The organism is Rhodococcus sp. DN22 (assembly GCF_036669995.1).
Classification (GTDB): Bacteria; Actinomycetota; Actinomycetes; order Mycobacteriales; family Mycobacteriaceae; genus Rhodococcus_F; species Rhodococcus_F erythropolis.
This window is the reverse complement of record NZ_CP133326.1, coordinates 5,881,113-5,899,961: the sequence shown is the minus strand read 5'-3', so window position 1 is coordinate 5,899,961 and position 18,849 is coordinate 5,881,113. Positions and strand designations below refer to the sequence as shown.

Here is an 18,849-nt window from a genome sequence, read left to right as displayed (position 1 = left end):
CGGATGATGCAACATGGCGGACAACGATTGCGTGAAATGCAGTCGAACTCAGGTCGAACACATACGTCATGTGTTCGATGTCGTGAAGTGGAAGAGCCTTGGAGGAGCAGTTGAATCACTCGCTGGTAGGGAAGACCGCGCTGGTGACCGGGAGCAGTCGAGGCATCGGCAGGGCGATCGCCAGGCGACTGGCGGCAGAGGGGGCAACCGTGGTCGTCACCGCACGGTCGACTCGGCCTACCGCGGCAGTCCGTGCCGACAGTAATGTCGTCATCGGCGGTACGTTGTCCGAGACCGTCGAGATGATCGAGTCGCAACACGGTCGTGCACTTGCCATTCCGGCCGATCTCGAGGATTCCGAGGCTCGCGACGGATTGATCGAGAAGGTCGTCTCGCGGACCGGAGGTATCGACATCCTCGTGAACAATGCCGGGTTTGCCGACTACGCGCCGATCGAGAAGATGTCGCTGGCGACGTTCGAACGGACCCTCGACCACTACATTCGCGCGCCGTTCGCCCTGTCGAAGGCAGCCATCCCCTACATGCGAGAGCGCGGCGCAGGCTGGATCGTGAACATCGGTTCCTCGACGGGACTGAATCCGATCAGGCCCTTCCGCGACTACAACAAGACGTCGGGTGACGTGATTTACGCGTCGATGAAGGCAGCACTGCACAGGTTCACACAGGGCCTCGCCGCGGAGGTGCTGGACGACAATATCGCGGTCAACTCGGTGGGGCCTTCCACTGCGATCTCGACTCCCGGCGCCGACGCACTCATTCCGGATGGATACGAAACCGAGCCCGTCGAGTATCTTGCCGAGACGGTACTGGCCATGTGTTCTCTTCCCGCGGCCGAGCGGACCGGCCTTGTAGCCTTCAGTCTTCATTTTCCCTGGTATCAGGATCTGGTCGTGAAGGCGCTCGACGGGCAAGGGCTGATGCCCAGACGTGAGCCACCGACGTGGTGCAATCCCAACATTCTGCCCGAAGGAATCTGAAGTCTTTGTCGAGCAATAGTTTCGGCGACACAACCCGAGGAGTGGAGATGTCCCACGCTGAACGCCGGTTCGGTACCGGTACGGCCGTCGTGACCGGTGCGGGGGCCGGTATCGGTGCAGGGTTCGCCCGTCACCTTGCGCGGCTGGGAATGACGGTGGTCGTTGCCGACATCGACGAGGAGCGTGCGTCGCTCGTCGCCGAGGACATTCGCGCGGCCGGTGGGAGAGCTGACGTCCATGGAGTGGACGTAGCGGATGCCGATGCCGTGAAGAGGATGGCGGACAATGTGTTCGATCGTCACGGCAGCGTCGAGTTGCTTGTCAACAATGCCGGAGTGGAGACGGCCGGGTTGCTGTGGGAAGTCAGTGGTGCGCGGTGGAGACGGTTGATGGAGATCAACGTCGACGGCGTCTTCTATTGCCTTCGTGCTTTCGTGCCATTGATGTTGAAGGTGGGTAGGCCGGCGTGTGTGGCCAATCTGTCTTCTGTCGGCGGGATCAACAGCGCCGCGGTGCAAGGACCGTACATCGTCAGTAAGTTCGCTGTGCTGGCGATGACCGAGAGCTTGCACCAAGATCTGTCGTTGGTCGACTCTCCGATTCAGGTCAGTGCTGTTGTTCCACACTCGATCCGGAGTGAGATCTTTCGTGCGGCCCAGCGTGACGCGCCGACTACGAACGTCACGGCAAACGCTGTCTTCGATGCAATGCAACAGGCGAACGTCGAATCCGGACTCGACCCGCTCGATGCCGCCGAGCACATGACCGAAGCAATAGCGCGTGGGGACTTCTGGGTGTTCTCCGACGACGACGCGTGTCGGCAGTTCACCGACCGCCGAGCCGCTCAGCTTCGAGACCTGCTACCTCCCGCCGATCCTCGCACAATGCTCACACGCATGGGCATCTCGTGAATGCGGAGCTGTTCGGAGCAGGCCTGTTCACGCGCTGCCGTTGACAGACGTCGACGCACTCTTGGGGAGGCCTGACCAACCCACCAGGCCGACCAGAGCGAAAGCTACGGCGGCAGTGACGAAGGTGACGGTGAAGGCGGATTCGCTGGGCAGAGCGGATACGCCCTCTGGCAGGTTCGCGATGGTCATCGAGGCGAGAATCGTAGTCACCACTGCACTGCCCATGGCGCTGCCGGTGGAACGGGAGATCGAGTTGATGCCGTTGGCTATTCCACTCTGGTGTCGCGGAACGCTCGACATGATGATCGCGGGCATGGCCGCGTAGCCCAGGCTCACGGCGGCGCCGATCACGATGCCGGCACCGATGACCGACGCGGTGTGCGTGTGGTCGTACGCGAGCCAGGCGAACGGCACCGCACCACAGATGGCGGTGAGTCCCAGGACGAAGCGTGGCCCACGCACTCTGATGAGCCGCCCACCGATCGGTGCTGCGATCAGCGAGGCAATCGCACCCGGCAGCAGGAATTCCACCGACGCACGCAGAATGCTGGCGTCGAATCCGTATCCCGTGAGGGCGTGGGGAAGCTGCACGAGATAGGAGATGCCCAGGAAGTTGGCGAACATTCCGAAGCCCAGCATGACCCCCGCCAGATTCGCCATCATCACGGGCCGGTGGACGAACATTCGCATGTCGACCAGTGGTTCGTCGACGATCTTCTCGATCCAGACCCAGACTGCGAACATCACGATCGAGCCCAGGAAAACACCGATGGTCACGGGTGAGAACCAACCCCATTGGTGGCCTTGCGAAATCGACAACAGGAGCAGAAGGAGTGCAGCGCCCAGGCTCAGCGCGCCGATGACGTCGACGCGCCCGCCGCTCTTGTGCTTGGTTGCCGGAACCAGCGTGATGACGGCGACGAGGGCAAGCAACGCGAACCCGGTGGCCATCCAGAAGGCGTTGCGGTAGTCGGCATCCGGAGCCGATGTGAGAAGTCCGGTGGCTACGAGGGCGAGCCCGCTGCCGAATGCGAGAGTTCCGCTGACCAAAGCCATCGCGCCGGGAAGCTTGTGTGGGCGGACCTCTTCGCGCAGGACCGACAGAGCCAGCGGGAAGATGGCGGTGGCGGTCCCCTGGAGGACGCGTCCGAGGATGAGAAGTGGCAGATTGTGTGCCAGTGCGGCGACGATCGAACCGATGACCATGACGACCAGAACGCCGACCAGCGTGCGCTTCTTGCCGTGCTGATCGCCGTAGCGGCCCAACAGGGGAGTGAAAACGGCGGCCGACAGCAACGTCGCCGTCGTCACCCAACTGATGCCGGCCGCGGATGCGCCCAGATCGGACTGAATACGCCCCAAAATCGGGACGGGCAGTGTCTGCATCATCGAGACGATCATCGCGGCCAGGCTGAGCGCCCCGATGATGACGGCCTCGCGGCGCGGCGATGTTACGACGGATACATCCGGGGTGTCGTGGACCGTTGGCTGCGCAGCGCTGTCGGTCGTCACTGAATTCGTCAAGTGGGTCCTTCTCGGGAATTACAAGAGAAATTGCTTAATGTGCCGAAGTAATTTTCTCTGGATGGTAAGTCCGCGAGATCGATCCCGTCAATGCTGGTCAGTGAGCCCCTGGGGTCAGTTCGGTGTATTCAGGACCAACTCGGCGTGTTCCGGACTAGAAGGGGTAGACCGGGAGTGCGCTCTGCGCAGTCACCCACTGCGTTTCGGTGAAGGCGTCGAGGTTTGCGCCGATACCGCCGACGCGGCCACCGTTACCCGAAGACGCCATACCGCCGAACGGGATGACTGCTTCGTCGCCGACGGTCTGATCGTTGATGTGTACGAGGCCGGTGGGGATTTGTTGGGCGAGCTCGAGCCCGCGCATGGCGTCGGAGGTCAGAATGCCCAGTGACAGTCCGTACTCGGAATCGTTGGCTATGGCGACGGCCTGTTCGACGGTGGCGAAGGAGGTGACCGGTGCGACTGGCCCGAAGACTTCGTCGGCGAATGCCGGCGCGGTGAGTGGGGTGTCGGCCAGCACGGTGGGCCGGTAGAAGAGATCTTCGTAGGTGCCGCCGGCCGCCAGTTTTGCTCCGGCCGCGATGCTTCCGGTGACCAGGGAGTGGATGTGGTCGCGTTGTCCGGAGTCGATGATGGGTCCGAGTGCGACCTGACCGGTGAACGGGTCGCCTACCGGAAGCTTGTCGGCGTGTTCGGCAAGGAGTGCGGTGTAGTCGGCGGCGATACTTTCGTGGACGAGTTGGCGGCCGGTGGTCATGCAGATCTGCCCCTGGTGCATGAAGGATCCGAAAGCGCCTACAGATGCGGCCTTTTCGAGGTCGACGTCGTCCATGACGATCAGTGCGTTGTTTCCCCCGAGTTCGAGGTGTGCTCGTTTGAGATGGCGGCCCGCCAGTTCACCGACAGCGCGTCCTGCCCGGGTCGACCCGGTGAATGCGATGACGCGAACGCTCGGATGAACCACGATTGCCTCACCGGCGTCAGCGCCACCCGGCAGCATGCCGAACACTCCGGCAGGCAAACCGGCTTCTTCGAAGATGCGGGCAAGAACCACACCGCCACAGATCGCCGTGCGCGGATCAGGCTTGAGGATCACCGAATTGCCCAGTGCCAGTGCGGGAGCGACTGCACGGATCGACAGAATGATCGGGAAGTTGAACGGTGCGATGACGCCGACGGTGCCGACGGGGACGCGACGAGAGAAGCTCAGCCGCGGTTGCTCCGAGCGCAGCACCTCGCCGATGGGGTGTGCGGCCAAAGCTGCTGCGTTGTAGCACTCTTCGGCAGCGGTGTGGGTTTCCAGTCCGGCTTTGGCGGGAATGCTGCCGGCCTCGCGGATTACCCATTCGCCGATTTCGTCGGCGTACTGCTCGAACAGTTGACCGGCGCGGCGTAGAACGGCGGCTCGTTCGGTGTACGGCCTTGCTGCCCAATCCTTCTGAGCTGCAGCAGCTTTTGATGCAGCGGCTGCCACGTCGTCTGGTGTTGCCATGCCGACCGTCGTCAACTGCTTGCCGGTGGCCGGCTCGACGACAATACGATCGTCGGCGCTACCGCGAACCCATTCGCCGTCGAAGATCTTCGATTCCCACACAGGTTCGCTCAGCAAACGCGTCATGGCCGCTCCTCGGTAAAGGGATGCAACCGCGCGCCGCATCACATGGTTGTGCACCACGTTGCTCCGTGAGGGGAGTCGATCACCATCGCACTTTCACTCAGTGAAAGACGGATTCATGGCGTCCTTGAGCGCTTGGATCAGATCGGCGAACTCGGTCGAGTGGGTGGCGCCGCTGCGGGTCACTCCCGAGACGGGAATTCGCAAGCGGCCGTGCGATTCTCGCATGAAGCTGATGCCGGCGCGTGGAGATTCGCCTGCGGTGATCGAATACAGCAGGGTCCAGGCGCGCGGGTTGGTGATCACGTCCAGCGTGGCTGTGTGATCGCTCGGAATTGCAGGGCCCAGTTGGACGCGTCGATCTATCTCGCGGAACGCGTCCTCGACCACCTTGTGAATGAGCACCTGGCTTTGGCGCGGCGGCAGGAGCAGGGGGTATGCGGCCAGATCATTGAGGTCGACGCTTTGCTGGCCGGCCAGGGGGTGCCGGCTCGACATGACGACCAGGAGATCTTCGACGCCGAGGTCCAAGGGTTCGAGTCCGGGGCGGTCGACGCCGCCGCGAATCAGCGCGATGTCGGCGTCACCGGAGGCCACGGCGTCCATGCGGTGGGCAAAACTCTTGATGACGAACTCGACGTCCAGGTCCGGATGAAGTTCGCGCACGTGTGCGATGGCGTCCAGCGTCTGAGCGGCGAAGCTCATGTTTCCGGTGATCCGGATCCGGGCTCGTGGGTCCCGTGCGACGGAGTAGGCCATCGTTTCGAGGCTGAGGACTTGCTGCGCGATGGGCACGAGTCGCGATCCTGCCGGGGCAAGGCGAACGGCTCGGGTCGAGCGTTCGAAGAGTGTCGCGCCAAGCTCCTTCTCCAGTCGGGCGACCTGATGGCTGATCGCCGACTGCGAGATGAAGCAGCGCTCGGCAGCGCGACTGAAGCTCAGTTCCTCGCTCACGACGAGGAAGTACTTGAGTTGGCGGAAGTCCATGAGGACAGCTTACTTATGAGCAATCGAGATAACAGTCTTGCGAATACTCCAGCTAGCTGGACCCGACCCATGATCAGTCCATACCGTAATAGTCATACTTTCAATTTGGTTGAGGAGATTTGTTGTGGATAGAACAGCTGCGGGTCGCGCTGACATCGACGCGACTGGACACGAGCAGACTCAGGTAGTCATCGTCGGTTCGGGATTCGGAGCCCTCGCCGCGGCCAAGACCCTCGCGAAGTCCAAGACGCCGTTCGTCCTCATCTCCGCCACCACCGAGCACCTCTTCCAGCCTCTGCTCTACCAGGTGGCGACGGGCGTTCTGTCGGCAGGCGAAGTTGCTCCGCCCATCCGCACGATCCTGCAGAAGTACCCCAACGCCGACGTGCGTCTCGGTCGCGTCGTCGAGGTCAACGCCGAAGAGAACACCGTCGTCTACGAGGCTTCGGGCACCCGCCACACTCTCGGATACCGCTCGCTCATCGCAGCCACCGGTGCCACCCAGGCGTACTTCGGTCATGACGAGTTCGAAAAGGTCACCTACAAGCTCAAGACCGTCGAGGATGCCGAGGTCCTGCGTAAGCAGATCCTGCGTTGCTTCGAAGAGGCTCACACCACCAACGACGCGCTGGTTCGCCGCAACCTGCTCAGCTTCGTTGTCGTCGGTGCAGGCGCGACCGGCGTCGAGCTCGCCGGACAGATCAAGGAACTGGCGCGTCGCTACTTCGCCAAGTCCATCAACAACATCAGCGCCGACGAGGTCACGGTCACCATGGTCGAGGGCGCGGGCGTAGCGCTTCCGGCCTTCGGCGGCAAGCTCAGTGAGTACACACAGGCCTCGCTCGAGAAGTCGGGCGTCGAGGTTGTTCTCAACACCATGGTCACCGCCATCGACGAGCACGGTGTCACCGTCTCTTCGGCAAAGACCAAGGAAGAGAAGCGCATCGACGCCGAGACCGTCATCTGGTCGGCCGGTGTTCGCGCCAACGACTTCGCAGCAGTGCTCGGCGAGGCGACCGGTTGTGAGAGTGACCGTGCAGGTCGTCTGCTCATCAATCCGGACTTGACCGTCGGCGGGTTCGCCAACGTCTTTGCCATCGGCGACATGACTTCGCTGAACGGTCTGCCGGGTCAGTCGCCCGTTGCAATGCAGGGTGGCCGTCATGCAGCGAAGACTGTGAACGGAAAGGTCAAGGCCGGAACGCCTTTCAAATACTTCGACAAGGGCAGCATGTCGATCATCAGCCGATTCAGCGCTGTGTGTCGCGTCCGCAAGGTCGAGTTCAAGGGCACGATCGCCTGGTTCATGTGGCTGGCCGTGCACGTGATGTATCTGGTGGGCTTCCGCAACCGGTATGTCGCTGTGATGTCGTGGTTCGGTTCGTTCATCGGTCACCGTCGTCCGCACTTCCACTACGCGCAGGAGCCGATGAAGATCGAGGCCACGCCGCCGGTGACCGAACGCGAACCGGAATTGGCGCACTCCGCGTAGCTTCGCACCGCCTGAACACGTTTCGCCTGATGTCAGTCACACTGTGTGAATGGCATCAGGCGAGCGTTCGTTGATCGGCCGGGCATTTATCGTGCTCGGTGCCTTCGACGCGAAATCGCCGCGGTTGACGCAGTCGGAGATCAGTCGTCGCAGCGGTTTGCCTCTGCCCACCGTCCATAGACTGTGTGGGCAGTTGGTGGCTGAGGGCGCACTCGAGCGTCGGAGTGACGGCAAGTACCAGGTCGGAGTCCGGTTGTGGGAGATCGGCGCTCTTGCTCCCGGCGCTCACGGCCTACGGCAGGTGGCGTTGCCGTTCCTCGAGGACCTGTACGAGGTCACCCGAGAGAACGTGCAGTTGGTCGTTCGTGAGGGCACCGAGGCTCTGTACCTCGAGCGCTTGTCCTCGCGTAGCGCCGTCACCGTGGTCGGCCGTGCCGGCGGAAGATTGCCGTTGCACGCGTCCAGCGGTGGATTGATTCTCCTCGCGCACGGCGGAACCGAGCTTCTCAACGACGTCCTTCGCGCCGGCCTCGAGTCGTTCACTCCCAAAACCATTACTTCCGAGCGGATTTTGCGAGCAACTCTCGACGAGATCAGGCGCGCCGGATTCGTGGTCTGTCGCGAGTATCTGAACGTCGGAACCCTTGCCGTCGCCGCTCCTGTCCGCGAAGCCGGGGGCAGTGTCGTGGCAGCGGTCTCGACAGTTGTTCCGGTGGAGCAGGATCCGGCTCCTTTACTGCCGGCGTTGGTCGCGGCCGCCCGTGGAATATCACGCGGGCTTGGTAGCGGTGGGTTTCGATAGCTCGTTTCGGTCTTTCACTGAGTGAAATTGCAGCTGTTCAGAGGAGTGATCGTGGTCGAGGGTGGTCTCAATCGTCACTCACCTCAGGAGCTCTCTGTATGTCTTCTTCACGCACCCAGGTCGGAATCGTCGGTGGTGGTCCCGCCGGGTTGATGCTCTCGCATCTGTTGCATCTGAAGGGAATCGATTCGGTTGTCCTGGAATGCCGCACCCGCGAAGAGGTAGAAGGCACCATTCGTGCCGGCGTGCTCGAACAGAACACGGTTGATCTCATGGTCGAGACCGGACTCGGTGATCGACTGAAGCGGGAGGGCCTCGAACATCACGGAATCGAGTTGCGATTCGGTGGACGAGGGCACCGAATCGCGTTCGACGAACTGACCGACGGGCGAGCAGTCACGGTGTATCCGCAACACGAGGTGCTCAAGGATCTGATCGCGCGGCGTCTCGCTGACGGCGGGGACATTCGATTCGGAGTGTCCGACGCGCAAGTACACGATCACGAATCGGATCGCCCGAGTATCACTTTTGTCGACTCGGACGGAAATGATCAGAAGCTCGAGTGCGCCCTGGTGGCCGGTTGCGACGGTTCACGCACCGGAACGCGAAAGCTGATTCCCGAACCGTCGATCCGAACGGATCATTTCCGCCAGTATCCCTTCGCGTGGTTCGGCATCCTGGCCGAGGCGCCGCCGTCGTCCGAAGAACTGATTTATGCCAACCATGAGCGCGGGTTTGCACTGATCAGCACACGGACGCCCGAGGTACAGCGTCATTACCTTCAGGTCGATCCGGACGACTCCGTGGACAACTGGTCCGACGATCGAATCTGGGACGAGCTGCACATGCGCGTCGACGGTGAGGGGGCGGAGATCAAGGACGGCAGGATCTTTCAGAAGTCGATCCTCCAGTTCCGCAGCTTCGTGTGTGAGCCGATGCAGCACGGCAACCTGTTTCTTGCAGGGGATGCGGCGCACACCGTGCCGCCGACCGGCGCGAAGGGAATGAATCTCGCGATCGCCGACGTCTACGCACTGGCGAAGGCAATGGACGGTTTCTTCACCTCGTCCGACCGAAAGATGCTGGACGGGTACACCGAAACGGTGTTGCCGCGTGTGTGGCGGACGCAGCACTTCTCGTGGTGGATGTCGTCGATGCTCCATCGCTTGCCAGACGACAGCGGTTTCGGGCATCGCCGACAGTTGGCCGAGTTGGACATGGTCACGCGTTCCGTGGCGGGACGAACGCTGATCGCCGAGAACTACGTCGGAACTCCCTTGCATCAGTAGGCCGATTCGCAGGTTGCACGGTGCGAAATCAGGGGGAGTGGGGTGCCAGGTGTCACCAGGACCCCGAAGTTCTTGGTATGTGTCCGCCTGGCGGGAAGCCGCCGAGCCGAAGTAGCGGGAGCTTTGTAACCTCGAACACGTCCTTGTCCAACCGAGGGTGGCTGATGCTTCGACCGCACTGCGGGGGAGTCGTCGTATGACTGAGCGTTGCAAGAAGTGACTGTTCAGGATCCACTGTCTCCCAAGCCGATCGGTGCGAACCGACTTCGAGCTCATCGAGGCACTTCAGTCGCTCCGGTCAACTGAACAGAGGGATCTGCCGATGAAGTTCAGCCTCGCCGTGGCGATGATTCCCCTCTCTCAACTCGTTGCACTTGCGAAAGTGGCCGAAGAATGCGGCTTTTCTTCGATCACGATGCCCGACTCACTGTTCTTTCCCGAGCGGGGCGCTACCGGGTATCCGTATACCGCTGACGGTGTGCGGATGTGGGACGCGAAGACACCATTTGTAGACCCCATGATTGCCGCGGCCTTCATGGGACCCGGAACGTCGAAGATTCGCTTTTATCCGCAGGTGCTCGAGCTCAGCTCACGCAATCCTCTGCTGCTGGCAAGCCAGGTGGGGTCGGTCGCGAATCTGACAGGAGGCCGCTTCGGTCTCGGGGTCGGTGTGGGCTGGGCGCCAGAGGAATTCGAGTGGTGCGGCGCTTCCCCCAAGGATCGAGGCCCGCGAGTCGACGAGATGCTCGAGGTACTGCGACTGGTTCTAGGCGGCGGTATGGTCGAACATCACGGCAAGTTCTTCGACTTCGACAGGCTGCAGATGAGCCCGGCGCCGATCGATCCCGTCCCCATCTACATCGGAGGACATTCCGCGGCCGCATTGCGCCGTGCAGCGCGAGTGGGTGACGGTTGGACCTCGGCTACAGTCTCTTTCGCTGATCTGCAAGCTCTCATCGCGAGGATCGGCGTCCTGCGGGTCGAGTACGGGCGGGCCGAGTCCCCGTTCGAAATTCAGGCCGTCTGCGCCGATCGCTTCGGTCTCGACGGCTCCCTGGAACTGGCCGATAGCGGAGTGACGGAATCGATCGTCATTCCTTGGGCCATGTACGGCCTCGGGTTCGACTGCGACCTGGAAGCGAAGAAAGATGCGGTACGCAGGTTCTCCGAGGAAGTCATCTGCAAATTCTGAATTCACGTAGCGCACCCGTGCTGCAATGACCCGTGTGCGGGGATCAATCCGTATGCGGGCGTTGCGGCTCCAACATCCGTTCGCGCAGACTGTCGTAGATAGGTGCCGACCCTGCCGACGTGGTGACGAATACCGCTGCCGCAGTGGCAGCGAGCATCGGGACCAGCGTCGACGTCACCGCGGTCATTTCGACCACGATCACGATGCCGGTGAACGGTGCGCGTACTACGGCGCCGAAGAAGGCCGCCATACCGACGGTGGCCATGGTGACCGTGAGCCCGGCGTCCACTCCGGGCACGAAGCTCGACAGTCCGGTGAAGATCGACCCCCAGAGCGCGCCGAGAGCGAGTAAGGGAGCGAACAGTCCGCCGGGAGTTCCAGCGGCATACGAGAGCGGGCCGGTGAAGAACCGAACCACCAAGTACAGCAGCAGGATCGGCAGTACGAAGGTCCTTCCGCCGACGATCATCTGTGCAAGAACGTCGCCGCCCCCACTGGCCAACGGGTCGAGGAACAGCGTCAGGCCGATGACGGCGCCGATCGTTGCGCCGATGACAGTCGGTGGGATCTTGTCGAGCCGTGCCACGATGTCGAGTAGTCCTAGAATCAGGCGGTTGTACGCAATACCCAGTAGCCCCGTGAGGATTCCGAAGACGACGAACAGTGGCAAGAATGCGAGTTGCGGTGTCGGGACGGTGCCGACCTCGAAATCGGGTTGATCACCGATGACGATCCGTGCACAGCCCACCGCCACTGAAACACCGAAAAGCGTTGGCAGCACGGTGCGCAGCCGGAACGAGTGCGTCACCTCCTCGCAGACGAACAGTGCCCCCGCGATCGGCGCGTTGAATGCGACAGCGAGACCTGCTCCGGCCGCGGATGTTTGCAGCATGGCGACGTCGGGTTCGGTGAGGCGGGCTCGCCGTCCCGCTTCTGCTCCGATCGCCGCACCCATGTGTACGGTGGGGCCTTCACGGCCGAGAACCAGACCGGAGCCGATCGCCAAGAGGCCGCCGATGAATCTGGCGGGCACGAGATTGATTCCCGGCGGTTTCGCTTCACCGCGGGACACCGCCTCGACGTGCTGGATGCCGCTTCCCTTTGCGAGGGGCACTCGTCTGACGATCAGTACGGCAAGTACGGTGCACAGGGCCACCAGGAGGACCGGCACGAGCCACCCGACGTACGGAACGTGATGCGCCCAGTTCACGATCGCCTGACGAAGTTCGTCGGCCCTGATCAGACACCAACGGAACGCGCCGCCGACAAATCCGACCCCGACGCCGGCGACCGCAGCGAGTAGACACAGCAAACCCAGTCCGCGGTTGGAGTCACGCGGTTCGGTGCCGCCATCGTCCTCGGTCATCGTGATCAGCCCTACCTGATGGTCACAACTCGCGACAGGTGAATTGAGCTTCCTCATCTTGGACGGTAACCCATCCCGCTACCCGCAGGGTCGGATCGAGGTTGTGCAGCCTGGTCACAATTCGACAAGCAGGCTGATTCCGAGAACTGTCATCATCACGGCGATCAGAGCATCGAGAACCCGCCACGCGTTGGGTTTCGCGAAAAGCGGCGTCAGCAGACGTGCGCCGTAACCGAGGGCGCCGAACCAGACCACACTTGCCGTGATGGCACCGGCTGCAAACCACCAACGTCCGATCTCGCCGCGACCGTTGGCGATAGAACCCATGAGCACCACGGTGTCGAGGTACACGTGTGGATTGAGCCAGGTGAGGGCCAGTGCCATCGTGACGGCGGCAAGCCTCGACCCGTCGCCATGTCGATCCGGTGCCAACGTCTGGGGGTGAAGTGCCCGCTTGGCGGCGAAGATCGCATAGCTGAGGAGGAAAACGGCGCCGGCGATACGAACGAACGTGATCATCGACGGTGCGTGTTCGAGGAGGGTCCCGATTCCGCCGACGCCCGCGAGGATCAGAATTGCGTCTGACAACGCGCACACTGCGACGATCGGGAGTACGTGCGATCGCGTCAGACCTTGGCGAAGAACAAACGCATTCTGGGCGCCGATTGCGACGATCAAAGACAGTCCGACCCCGAAACCGACGAGGGCCGACGCAGGGTCGTTGGTGCTGAGCATGTCGTCGAGCCTGCCGCTCGGATTTCAGTCAGTCCAGCTAATGATTCTTAGGATGCATCAGAGTAGCTTCAGATTATGTTGGATTTCGAGCAACTGAGGGCATTGCACGCCGCGGTCGACGAGGGAACCTTCGAGGCGGCGGCGCGGAAGTTACACATCACGCCTTCGGCGGTCAGCCAACGAATCAAAGGTCTCGAGACCTCGGTTGGCCGGATCCTGGTGCAGCGCACAAAACCCATCCGGGTCACCGATTCGGGGAGAGAAGTCCTGCGTCTTGCCCGTCAGATAGACGCACTGTCGCGTGACACCGTGCGAGAACTCGGCCTTGAAAATGGTTCAGGGATGTTTGCACGCGTCTCGATCGCGGTCAATGCCGATTCGCTGTCCACCTGGGTTCTCGGGGCCCTCGCGGAGTTCACGCAAGAAGTCAGTTTCGATTTTCATCTCGACGATCAAGACCACACCACTGAACTACTGCGCGACGGTTCGGTCATGGCTGCCGTCACCTCTGTTGCGTCACCGATTCAAGGGTGTACCTCCAGCCGTTTGGGCATCATGCGGTATCGGCCGATGGCGAGTGCGGAGTTCTGCCGTCGTTGGTTCGCAGACGGTGTCACGGCCGAATCCCTTTCGGAGGCGCCGCTGGTTGTGTTCAATCGCAAGGATCTACTGCAGGATCGCTACCTCGATCAAAAGGTCGGCCACCCCGCCGATCCGCCCCGTCATCTTGTTCCTTCATCGGCAGACTTCGCGGACGCCGTCAGGCGGGGATACGGCTGGGGATTGATACCGGACCTGCAGCGCGGCGACGACGATCGCTCCGGCGTGCTGATCGGATTCGATCCGGACTTCGTGGACGACGTTCCGCTGTACTGGCAGCAGTGGAAACTGTCGTCACCTGTCTTGCGCCGGATCTCCGAGGTGGTGACCAGACGCGCCCACGAGGTGTTGCATCAGCCGTCGAACTGATGCATACCGTACGTGTGGTGTTGTGCTCAGGGAACAAAGAACCTGGACAAGTTGATCCCCTGGGACCGTTTCTTCGGCCGCAGGACGCCGATAGTGTTTTGAGTCACACACGAATGAAAGGTGCTGACTCTCGTGGCGAACCTCGGATATCTGGCTTGGGATCTTGCAGAGAAGTACGGGCAGAAGCCGTGCTTGCGGGACGACCACGTCGAACTCACGTATGAAGAGTTCGCAGATCGCACGGAAGCTGTTGCCGCGCAATTGGCCGGACTCGGAATCGGCCTCGGTGACGTGGTGGCGATCATGCTGCCCAATCGCGTCGAGTTGCTGATCGCGATCATGGCTGCCTGGCGCATCGGTGCTGCCGCTACACCCATCAATCCGATGTTCACCGCGAACGAAGCGGACTACCAGATCGCGGACTCCGGGGCCGAGTTGGTCATCACCGCCACTGCCGACGCACCCTCGGGCGGCCGCGCAGTGTTGGCCGTCGAGGATCTGGCGACAGTGCCGCCGACCGATCCCCGACCCGGAATCGATGTTGCAGCAGACGATCTGGCGTTGCTCATCTACACCAGCGGCTCCACCGGACGGCCCAAGGGAGTGATGCTGACTCATGCCAACCTGCAGTTCATGGCTTCGTCGATGGGCAAGAACATCGGTGTTACCGGCGCGGATCACTGCCTGCTGATTCTGCCGCTGTTCCATGTCAACGCGATCTGCGTCAGCGTCTTGACGCCCTTACTTGTCGGCGGACAGGTGAGTGTCACCGGGAAGTTCTCGGTTTCGAGATTCTTCGACGACGTCGCGCGGCTTCGCCCCACGTATTTCTCGGCGGTGCCGGCAATCTACGCGATGCTGACCTCACAGCCGGAAGACCCTTCGATCGACACGTCGTCCTTGAGGTTTGCCGTGTGCGGTGCGGCGCCGATCAGCAAGGAACTCCTCGAACGCGCTGAGCAGCGTTTCGGTTTCGTGATCGTGGAAGGTTACGGACTCACCGAGGGGACCTGTGCGTCGGCCTGCAATCCTGTGGACGGCGTGCGCAAACTCGGTACGGTCGGCCCGGCGTTGCCCGGCCAGCAGATTTCCATTCTTGCCGAGGACGGAACCTTTGCGCCCGCCGGGACTGCCGGAGAGGTGGTCATCAAGGGTGGCAACGTGATGCGTGGCTATCTGGGTAAGCCGGAGGAAACTGCGAAGACCGTCAAGGATGGTTGGTTGCATACCGGTGACGTCGGAGTCCTCGACGAGGACGGCTACCTGACCCTGGTCGATCGCATCAAGGACATGATCATCCGTGGGGGAGAGAACATCTACCCCAAGGAGATCGAAAACTCGCTCGCTACACACCCTTCCGTGCTCGAGGCAGCCGTCATCGGCGCTCCGCACCAGGTCTACGGAGAGGTGCCAGTTGCCTATGTTGTCGCCTACCCCGATGCGCCCGTCACCGAAGACGAACTGCTCGAACATGTCACGGCCTTGCTCACCCGAGTAAAGGTGCCAGTGGCGATCTACGTCGTCGATGCGCTTCCCCGAAACCCGGTGGGCAAGATCGACAAACCTGGAATGAGACGAGCTCTGAGCGCAACTCCCGCTCACTAGTCACTTCCCCGTAGTACCAGCACAACTCGACGACGTCCGTCGAGTCGATCCGTCATGCCCACATTCCGTATTTCAGGAGCACATCATGGGATTCAAAGAAGGAAACTTCCCTCCCGTCGATCCGGCAACGTTCATGGACAAGCCGTTTCTCGAGCGTCTGCGTGACATGTCCACGCACTGGGTGGATTACGGCTTCGGTACGCCGAAGATGGTCCACACCGTCTACATCATGAAACTGTTGTTCCTTTACCTGGCAGCTGGAACAGCCGTTGCCACTTTGACTTCCGGCCTCTCGTGGTTCGACATCGGATCGTGGTGGAACCAGCCGATCGTCTACCAGAAACTCATCATCTGGACGATGATGCTCGAGATGCTGGGCTTGGCAGGATCCTGGGGGCCGCTCGCCGGCCACTTCAAGCCGATGACCGGTGGAGTTCTCTACTGGCTCCGCCCCGGCACCATTCGTCTGCCACCGTGGCCGGGCAAAGTGCCGCTCACCTCGGGTGACACCCGCACGGTGTTCGACGTCTTCATCTATGTCGCCGCAGTCGCCAATCTCCTTGTTGCCGCTGTTCTCTCCGGTGTTCACACCACAGGAATCGACTCGGCAATCGCTGACAATGCCGGACTGGTGCGCCCGACGGTCTTGTACTCCTTCCTGGTACTCATGGTGATTCTCGGGTTGCGGGACAAGGTGCCCTTCATCGCTGCCCGTAGTGAGCAGTACCTGCCGGCGATCTTCTTCTTCACATTCCTGCCGTTCGTCGACATGATCCTGGCGCTCAAACTGCTGATCGTCATGGTGTGGATCGGTGCCGGTGTCTCGAAGTTCGGTCGCCATTTCTCGCTGGTGGTTCCTCCGATGCTCAGCAATACCCCGTGGATCCCGTCGAAGAAGATCAAGCGCGCCCACTACCGGAATTTCCCGGAGGATCTGCGGCCTTCACACCTGGGCGGCGGCGTCGCACACGTGGCCGGAACGATGGTCGAAATCGTCACCCCGTTGATACTGCTGTTCTCGACGAACAAAACCCTCACGATCCTCGCCGTGATCCTCATGGTCGGATTCCATCTGTTCATCGCGTCGACCTTCCCGCTTGCCGTCCCACTCGAATGGAATCTTCTGTTCGCCTACGCCTCGGTCTTTCTGTTCCTGGGATTCCCGGCATGGGACGGCTACGGACTCGGCGCCATGTCCTCACCGTGGATTACCGCGGGAATTGTTGCAGCCCTTGCCTTCTTCCCCATTCTCGGAAACCTTCGACCCGATCTGGTGTCCTTCCTGCCGTCGATGCGCCAGTACGCCGGCAACTGGGCATCCGCGACGTGGGCATTCGCGCCGGGCGCTGAAGCCAAGATCGACCAGTTCATCAAGCGTCCGTCGCCGGATACGCGCAATCAGTTGATGACGATGTACCCCGAAGATGTGTCCGATGTCGTTCTGCATCAGCTGTTGGGCTGGCGTTCCATGCACAGCCAGGGGCGTGCGCTGTTCTCTCTGATGATCAGGCACCTCGGCGACGACATCAACACGTACTCACTGCGGGAAGCAGAGTTCATGTGCAACTCCATCGTCGCCTTCAACTTCGGTGACGGGCACCTGCACGACGCGAAGTTGATCGCAGCCATTCAGCGTCGCTGCAATTTCGCACCCGGTGAGTTCCTGGTGACCTGGATCGAATCGCAGCCCATCCACAAGGGAACGCAGGAGTACCAGGTGATCGATGCCGCTCTCGGTGTCATCGAACGAGGTACTTTCAAGGTCGCCGACGCAGTCGCCGAACAGCCGTGGTTGCCGAACGGGCCCATTCCGTTCGACGTTCAGTGGACACTGGACGTACGGGCCGACCGCGCGGCAACGGATCCGCAGGTTGTCTCCGAACCGAAGATGCGTACGAGGGTCAGCGGTAGCGAGCAAGAGGTGAGTAAGTGACAAAGGCCGTAGTCGTCGGCAGCGGGCCCAATGGGCTCGCTGCCGCGGTACACCTCGCACGTAGCGGTGTGGACGTGCAGGTGCTCGAGGCTGCCGACCAGATCGGCGGAGGCACCCGCTCCGGTCCGATCGACGTGCCGGGGTTGATCCATGATCACTGCTCGGCGTTTCACCCGATGGGTATCGGCTCGCCGTACCTGTCCAAGCTGGACCTCGAGCGATACGGGCTGATCTGGAGATGGGCAGAGGTGGACTGCGCGCATCCGCTCGACAACGGGGACGCTGGGGTTCTGTACCGCTCGCTGGAGCAGACGGCTGCGGGACTCGGCGCTGACGGGCCTCGATGGCAACGCATGTTCGGTGACTTGTCGACTGGGTTCGATGCGCTGGCGTCCGATCTGATGCGCCCGATCGTCAATGTTCCGCACCATCCGCTGCGGCTCGCAGCTTTCGGTCCGCGAGCGCTGCTTCCGGCAACGGTGACCGCCAAACTGTGGAAGACGGACAAGGGGAAGGCGCTGTTCGGCGGGGTTGCCGCACACGCCTTCTATCCACTCAACCGTCCGGCCACCTCGGCGGTGGGATTGATGATCACTGCTGCTGGTCACCGCTACGGTTGGCCGGTTGCCGAGGGAGGTTCGCGGTCGATCACCGACGCGATGGCTGCGATGCTCCTCGATCACGGCGGCAAGATCGACACCGGCGTTCGGGTTCGTACGGCCTCCGAGATTCCGGACGCCGATGTTGTTCTGCTGGATGTCAATCCGGGGGGTGCGCTCGAAATTCTGGGCGATCGACTCCCTGGCCGAGTGGCGAGGGCCTATCGAAAGTTCAAGCAGGCTCCCGGAGCATTCAAGGTCGATTTTGCGATCGAAGGTCATGTGCCGTGGACCAATCCGGACTGTGCTCGGGCCGGAACTGTCCATCTGGCAGGTGGTTTCGACGAAATCGTGGCCGCTGAGCGTGAGACGAATTCAGGCCGCATGCCGGACCGGCCGTTCGTGCTGCTAGGTCAGCAATACCTGGCTGATCCCACCCGATCTGCCGGGAACGTTCATCCGCTGTATGCCTATGCGCACGTGCCTCACGGTTACGCCGGCGACGCTACGGAGGCGATCATCCGTCAGATCGAGAGGTTTGCGCCAGGATTCCGGGAGCAGATTGTCGCGACGTCGAGCAGTGGTACAGCTGACCTGGCAGAGGACAATCCGAATCAGGTAGGCGGCGACATCATCGGAGGTGCCAACACCGAACTGCAGGTTGTCTTGCGTCCGCGCGTCGCAGTCGATCCGTACAGCACGGGGATCGCGGGCACTTACCTGTGCTCGGCCTCGACCCCGCCGGGTGCCGGAGCACATGGAATGTGCGGGTACAACGCAGCCGAATCGGCTCTGAAGTACCTGCGACGAAAGGGTGCGGAAGTTCTGTGAG

15 protein-coding genes are annotated in these 18,849 nt (G+C 61.8%); 10 read left to right on the top strand and 5 right to left on the bottom strand.

Annotation, left to right across the window (positions count from 1 at the left end; translation table 11 throughout):
• Window positions 1-110: 110 nt before the first annotated feature.
• Both RA302_RS27230 and RA302_RS27225 read left to right on the top strand, forming a co-directional pair.
• Window positions 111-998 carry an SDR family NAD(P)-dependent oxidoreductase gene (locus RA302_RS27230; protein ID WP_030536112.1) on the top strand — a complete coding sequence of 296 codons (888 nt, stop codon included), beginning with the start codon at window positions 111-113 and terminating at the stop codon, window positions 996-998.
• A 47-nt stretch (window positions 999-1,045) separates the two neighbouring features.
• Window positions 1,046-1,909: an SDR family NAD(P)-dependent oxidoreductase gene (locus RA302_RS27225; RefSeq protein ID WP_030536111.1), complete on the top strand. Its 864-nt coding sequence runs from the start codon at window positions 1,046-1,048 to the stop codon at window positions 1,907-1,909.
• A 27-nt stretch (window positions 1,910-1,936) separates the two neighbouring features.
• On the opposite strand, the gene RA302_RS27220 is transcribed toward RA302_RS27225, so the two are convergent.
• The 3 genes from RA302_RS27220 to RA302_RS27210 all read right to left on the bottom strand — a co-directional run bounded on the left by RA302_RS27220 (window position 1,937) and on the right by RA302_RS27210 (window position 6,035).
• Complete coding sequence (locus RA302_RS27220) at window positions 1,937-3,433, bottom strand: MFS transporter (protein WP_202426560.1); 1,497 nt, start codon at window positions 3,431-3,433, stop codon at window positions 1,937-1,939.
• 154 nt (window positions 3,434-3,587) lie between these two features.
• Window positions 3,588-5,051, bottom strand: coding sequence for an aldehyde dehydrogenase family protein (locus RA302_RS27215; RefSeq protein ID WP_030536109.1), 1,464 nt, complete (start codon window positions 5,049-5,051; stop codon window positions 3,588-3,590).
• Between the two features lie 93 nt (window positions 5,052-5,144).
• Window positions 5,145-6,035 (bottom strand): LysR family transcriptional regulator, encoded by an 891-nt coding sequence (locus RA302_RS27210; protein ID WP_003943104.1) that lies wholly within the window; start codon window positions 6,033-6,035, stop codon window positions 5,145-5,147.
• Window positions 6,036-6,159: 124 nt separating this feature from the next.
• Here RA302_RS27210 and RA302_RS27205 point away from each other — a divergent pair, with 124 nt between their 5' ends.
• From RA302_RS27205 to RA302_RS27190, 4 genes are all read left to right on the top strand, one after another.
• A complete protein-coding gene (locus RA302_RS27205; protein WP_003942969.1) occupies window positions 6,160-7,527 on the top strand; it encodes an NAD(P)/FAD-dependent oxidoreductase in 1,368 nt (455 codons plus the stop codon).
• 49 nt (window positions 7,528-7,576) lie between these two features.
• On the top strand, window positions 7,577-8,329 hold the full coding sequence (locus RA302_RS27200; RefSeq protein ID WP_030536108.1) for an IclR family transcriptional regulator: 753 nt from the start codon (window positions 7,577-7,579) through the stop codon (window positions 8,327-8,329).
• 98 nt (window positions 8,330-8,427) lie between these two features.
• The gene (locus tag RA302_RS27195) at window positions 8,428-9,618 is read left to right on the top strand and encodes a 4-hydroxybenzoate 3-monooxygenase (RefSeq protein ID WP_007730544.1); all 1,191 of its coding nucleotides are present in this window, start codon (window positions 8,428-8,430) and stop codon (window positions 9,616-9,618) included.
• Between the two features lie 322 nt (window positions 9,619-9,940).
• A complete protein-coding gene (locus RA302_RS27190; RefSeq protein WP_007730547.1) occupies window positions 9,941-10,810 on the top strand; it encodes a TIGR03619 family F420-dependent LLM class oxidoreductase in 870 nt (289 codons plus the stop codon).
• A 43-nt stretch (window positions 10,811-10,853) separates the two neighbouring features.
• On the opposite strand, the gene RA302_RS27185 is transcribed toward RA302_RS27190, so the two are convergent.
• Complete coding sequence (locus RA302_RS27185) at window positions 10,854-12,176, bottom strand: ClC family H(+)/Cl(-) exchange transporter (protein ID WP_030536107.1); 1,323 nt, start codon at window positions 12,174-12,176, stop codon at window positions 10,854-10,856.
• A gap of 114 nt (window positions 12,177-12,290) precedes the next feature.
• The gene (locus RA302_RS27180) at window positions 12,291-12,911 is read right to left on the bottom strand and encodes a LysE/ArgO family amino acid transporter (protein ID WP_030536106.1); all 621 of its coding nucleotides are present in this window, start codon (window positions 12,909-12,911) and stop codon (window positions 12,291-12,293) included.
• 75 nt (window positions 12,912-12,986) lie between these two features.
• Here RA302_RS27180 and RA302_RS27175 point away from each other — a divergent pair, with 75 nt between their 5' ends.
• From RA302_RS27175 to RA302_RS27160, 4 genes are all read left to right on the top strand, one after another.
• Entirely contained in the window at window positions 12,987-13,880 is an 894-nt protein-coding gene (locus tag RA302_RS27175; RefSeq protein WP_030536105.1) for a LysR family transcriptional regulator ArgP, read from the top strand.
• A gap of 132 nt (window positions 13,881-14,012) precedes the next feature.
• Window positions 14,013-15,485: an AMP-binding protein gene (locus RA302_RS27170; RefSeq protein ID WP_030536104.1), complete on the top strand. Its 1,473-nt coding sequence runs from the start codon at window positions 14,013-14,015 to the stop codon at window positions 15,483-15,485.
• Between the two features lie 85 nt (window positions 15,486-15,570).
• Window positions 15,571-17,418: a DUF3556 domain-containing protein gene (locus RA302_RS27165; RefSeq protein ID WP_030536103.1), complete on the top strand. Its 1,848-nt coding sequence runs from the start codon at window positions 15,571-15,573 to the stop codon at window positions 17,416-17,418.
• The gene (locus RA302_RS27160) at window positions 17,415-18,848 is read left to right on the top strand and encodes an NAD(P)/FAD-dependent oxidoreductase (protein WP_030536102.1); all 1,434 of its coding nucleotides are present in this window, start codon (window positions 17,415-17,417) and stop codon (window positions 18,846-18,848) included. The genes RA302_RS27165 and RA302_RS27160 overlap by 4 nt, the downstream gene beginning before the upstream one ends.
• Window position 18,849 lies beyond the last annotated feature (1 nt).

Coding starts and splice junctions, on each gene's coding strand:
- RA302_RS27225 (WP_030536111.1), top strand. CDS start 1,046: ATGTCCCACGCTGAACGCCGGTTCGGTACCGGTACGGCCGTCGTGACC.
- RA302_RS27215 (WP_030536109.1), bottom strand. CDS start 5,051: ATGACGCGTTTGCTGAGCGAACCTGTGTGGGAATCGAAGATCTTCGAC.
- RA302_RS27210 (WP_003943104.1), bottom strand. CDS start 6,035: ATGGACTTCCGCCAACTCAAGTACTTCCTCGTCGTGAGCGAGGAACTG.
- RA302_RS27200 (WP_030536108.1), top strand. CDS start 7,577: ATGGCATCAGGCGAGCGTTCGTTGATCGGCCGGGCATTTATCGTGCTC.
- RA302_RS27195 (WP_007730544.1), top strand. CDS start 8,428: ATGTCTTCTTCACGCACCCAGGTCGGAATCGTCGGTGGTGGTCCCGCC.
- RA302_RS27190 (WP_007730547.1), top strand. CDS start 9,941: ATGAAGTTCAGCCTCGCCGTGGCGATGATTCCCCTCTCTCAACTCGTT.
- RA302_RS27185 (WP_030536107.1), bottom strand. CDS start 12,176: ATGACCGAGGACGATGGCGGCACCGAACCGCGTGACTCCAACCGCGGA.
- RA302_RS27180 (WP_030536106.1), bottom strand. CDS start 12,911: ATGCTCAGCACCAACGACCCTGCGTCGGCCCTCGTCGGTTTCGGGGTC.
- RA302_RS27175 (WP_030536105.1), top strand. CDS start 12,987: ATGTTGGATTTCGAGCAACTGAGGGCATTGCACGCCGCGGTCGACGAG.
- RA302_RS27165 (WP_030536103.1), top strand. CDS start 15,571: ATGGGATTCAAAGAAGGAAACTTCCCTCCCGTCGATCCGGCAACGTTC.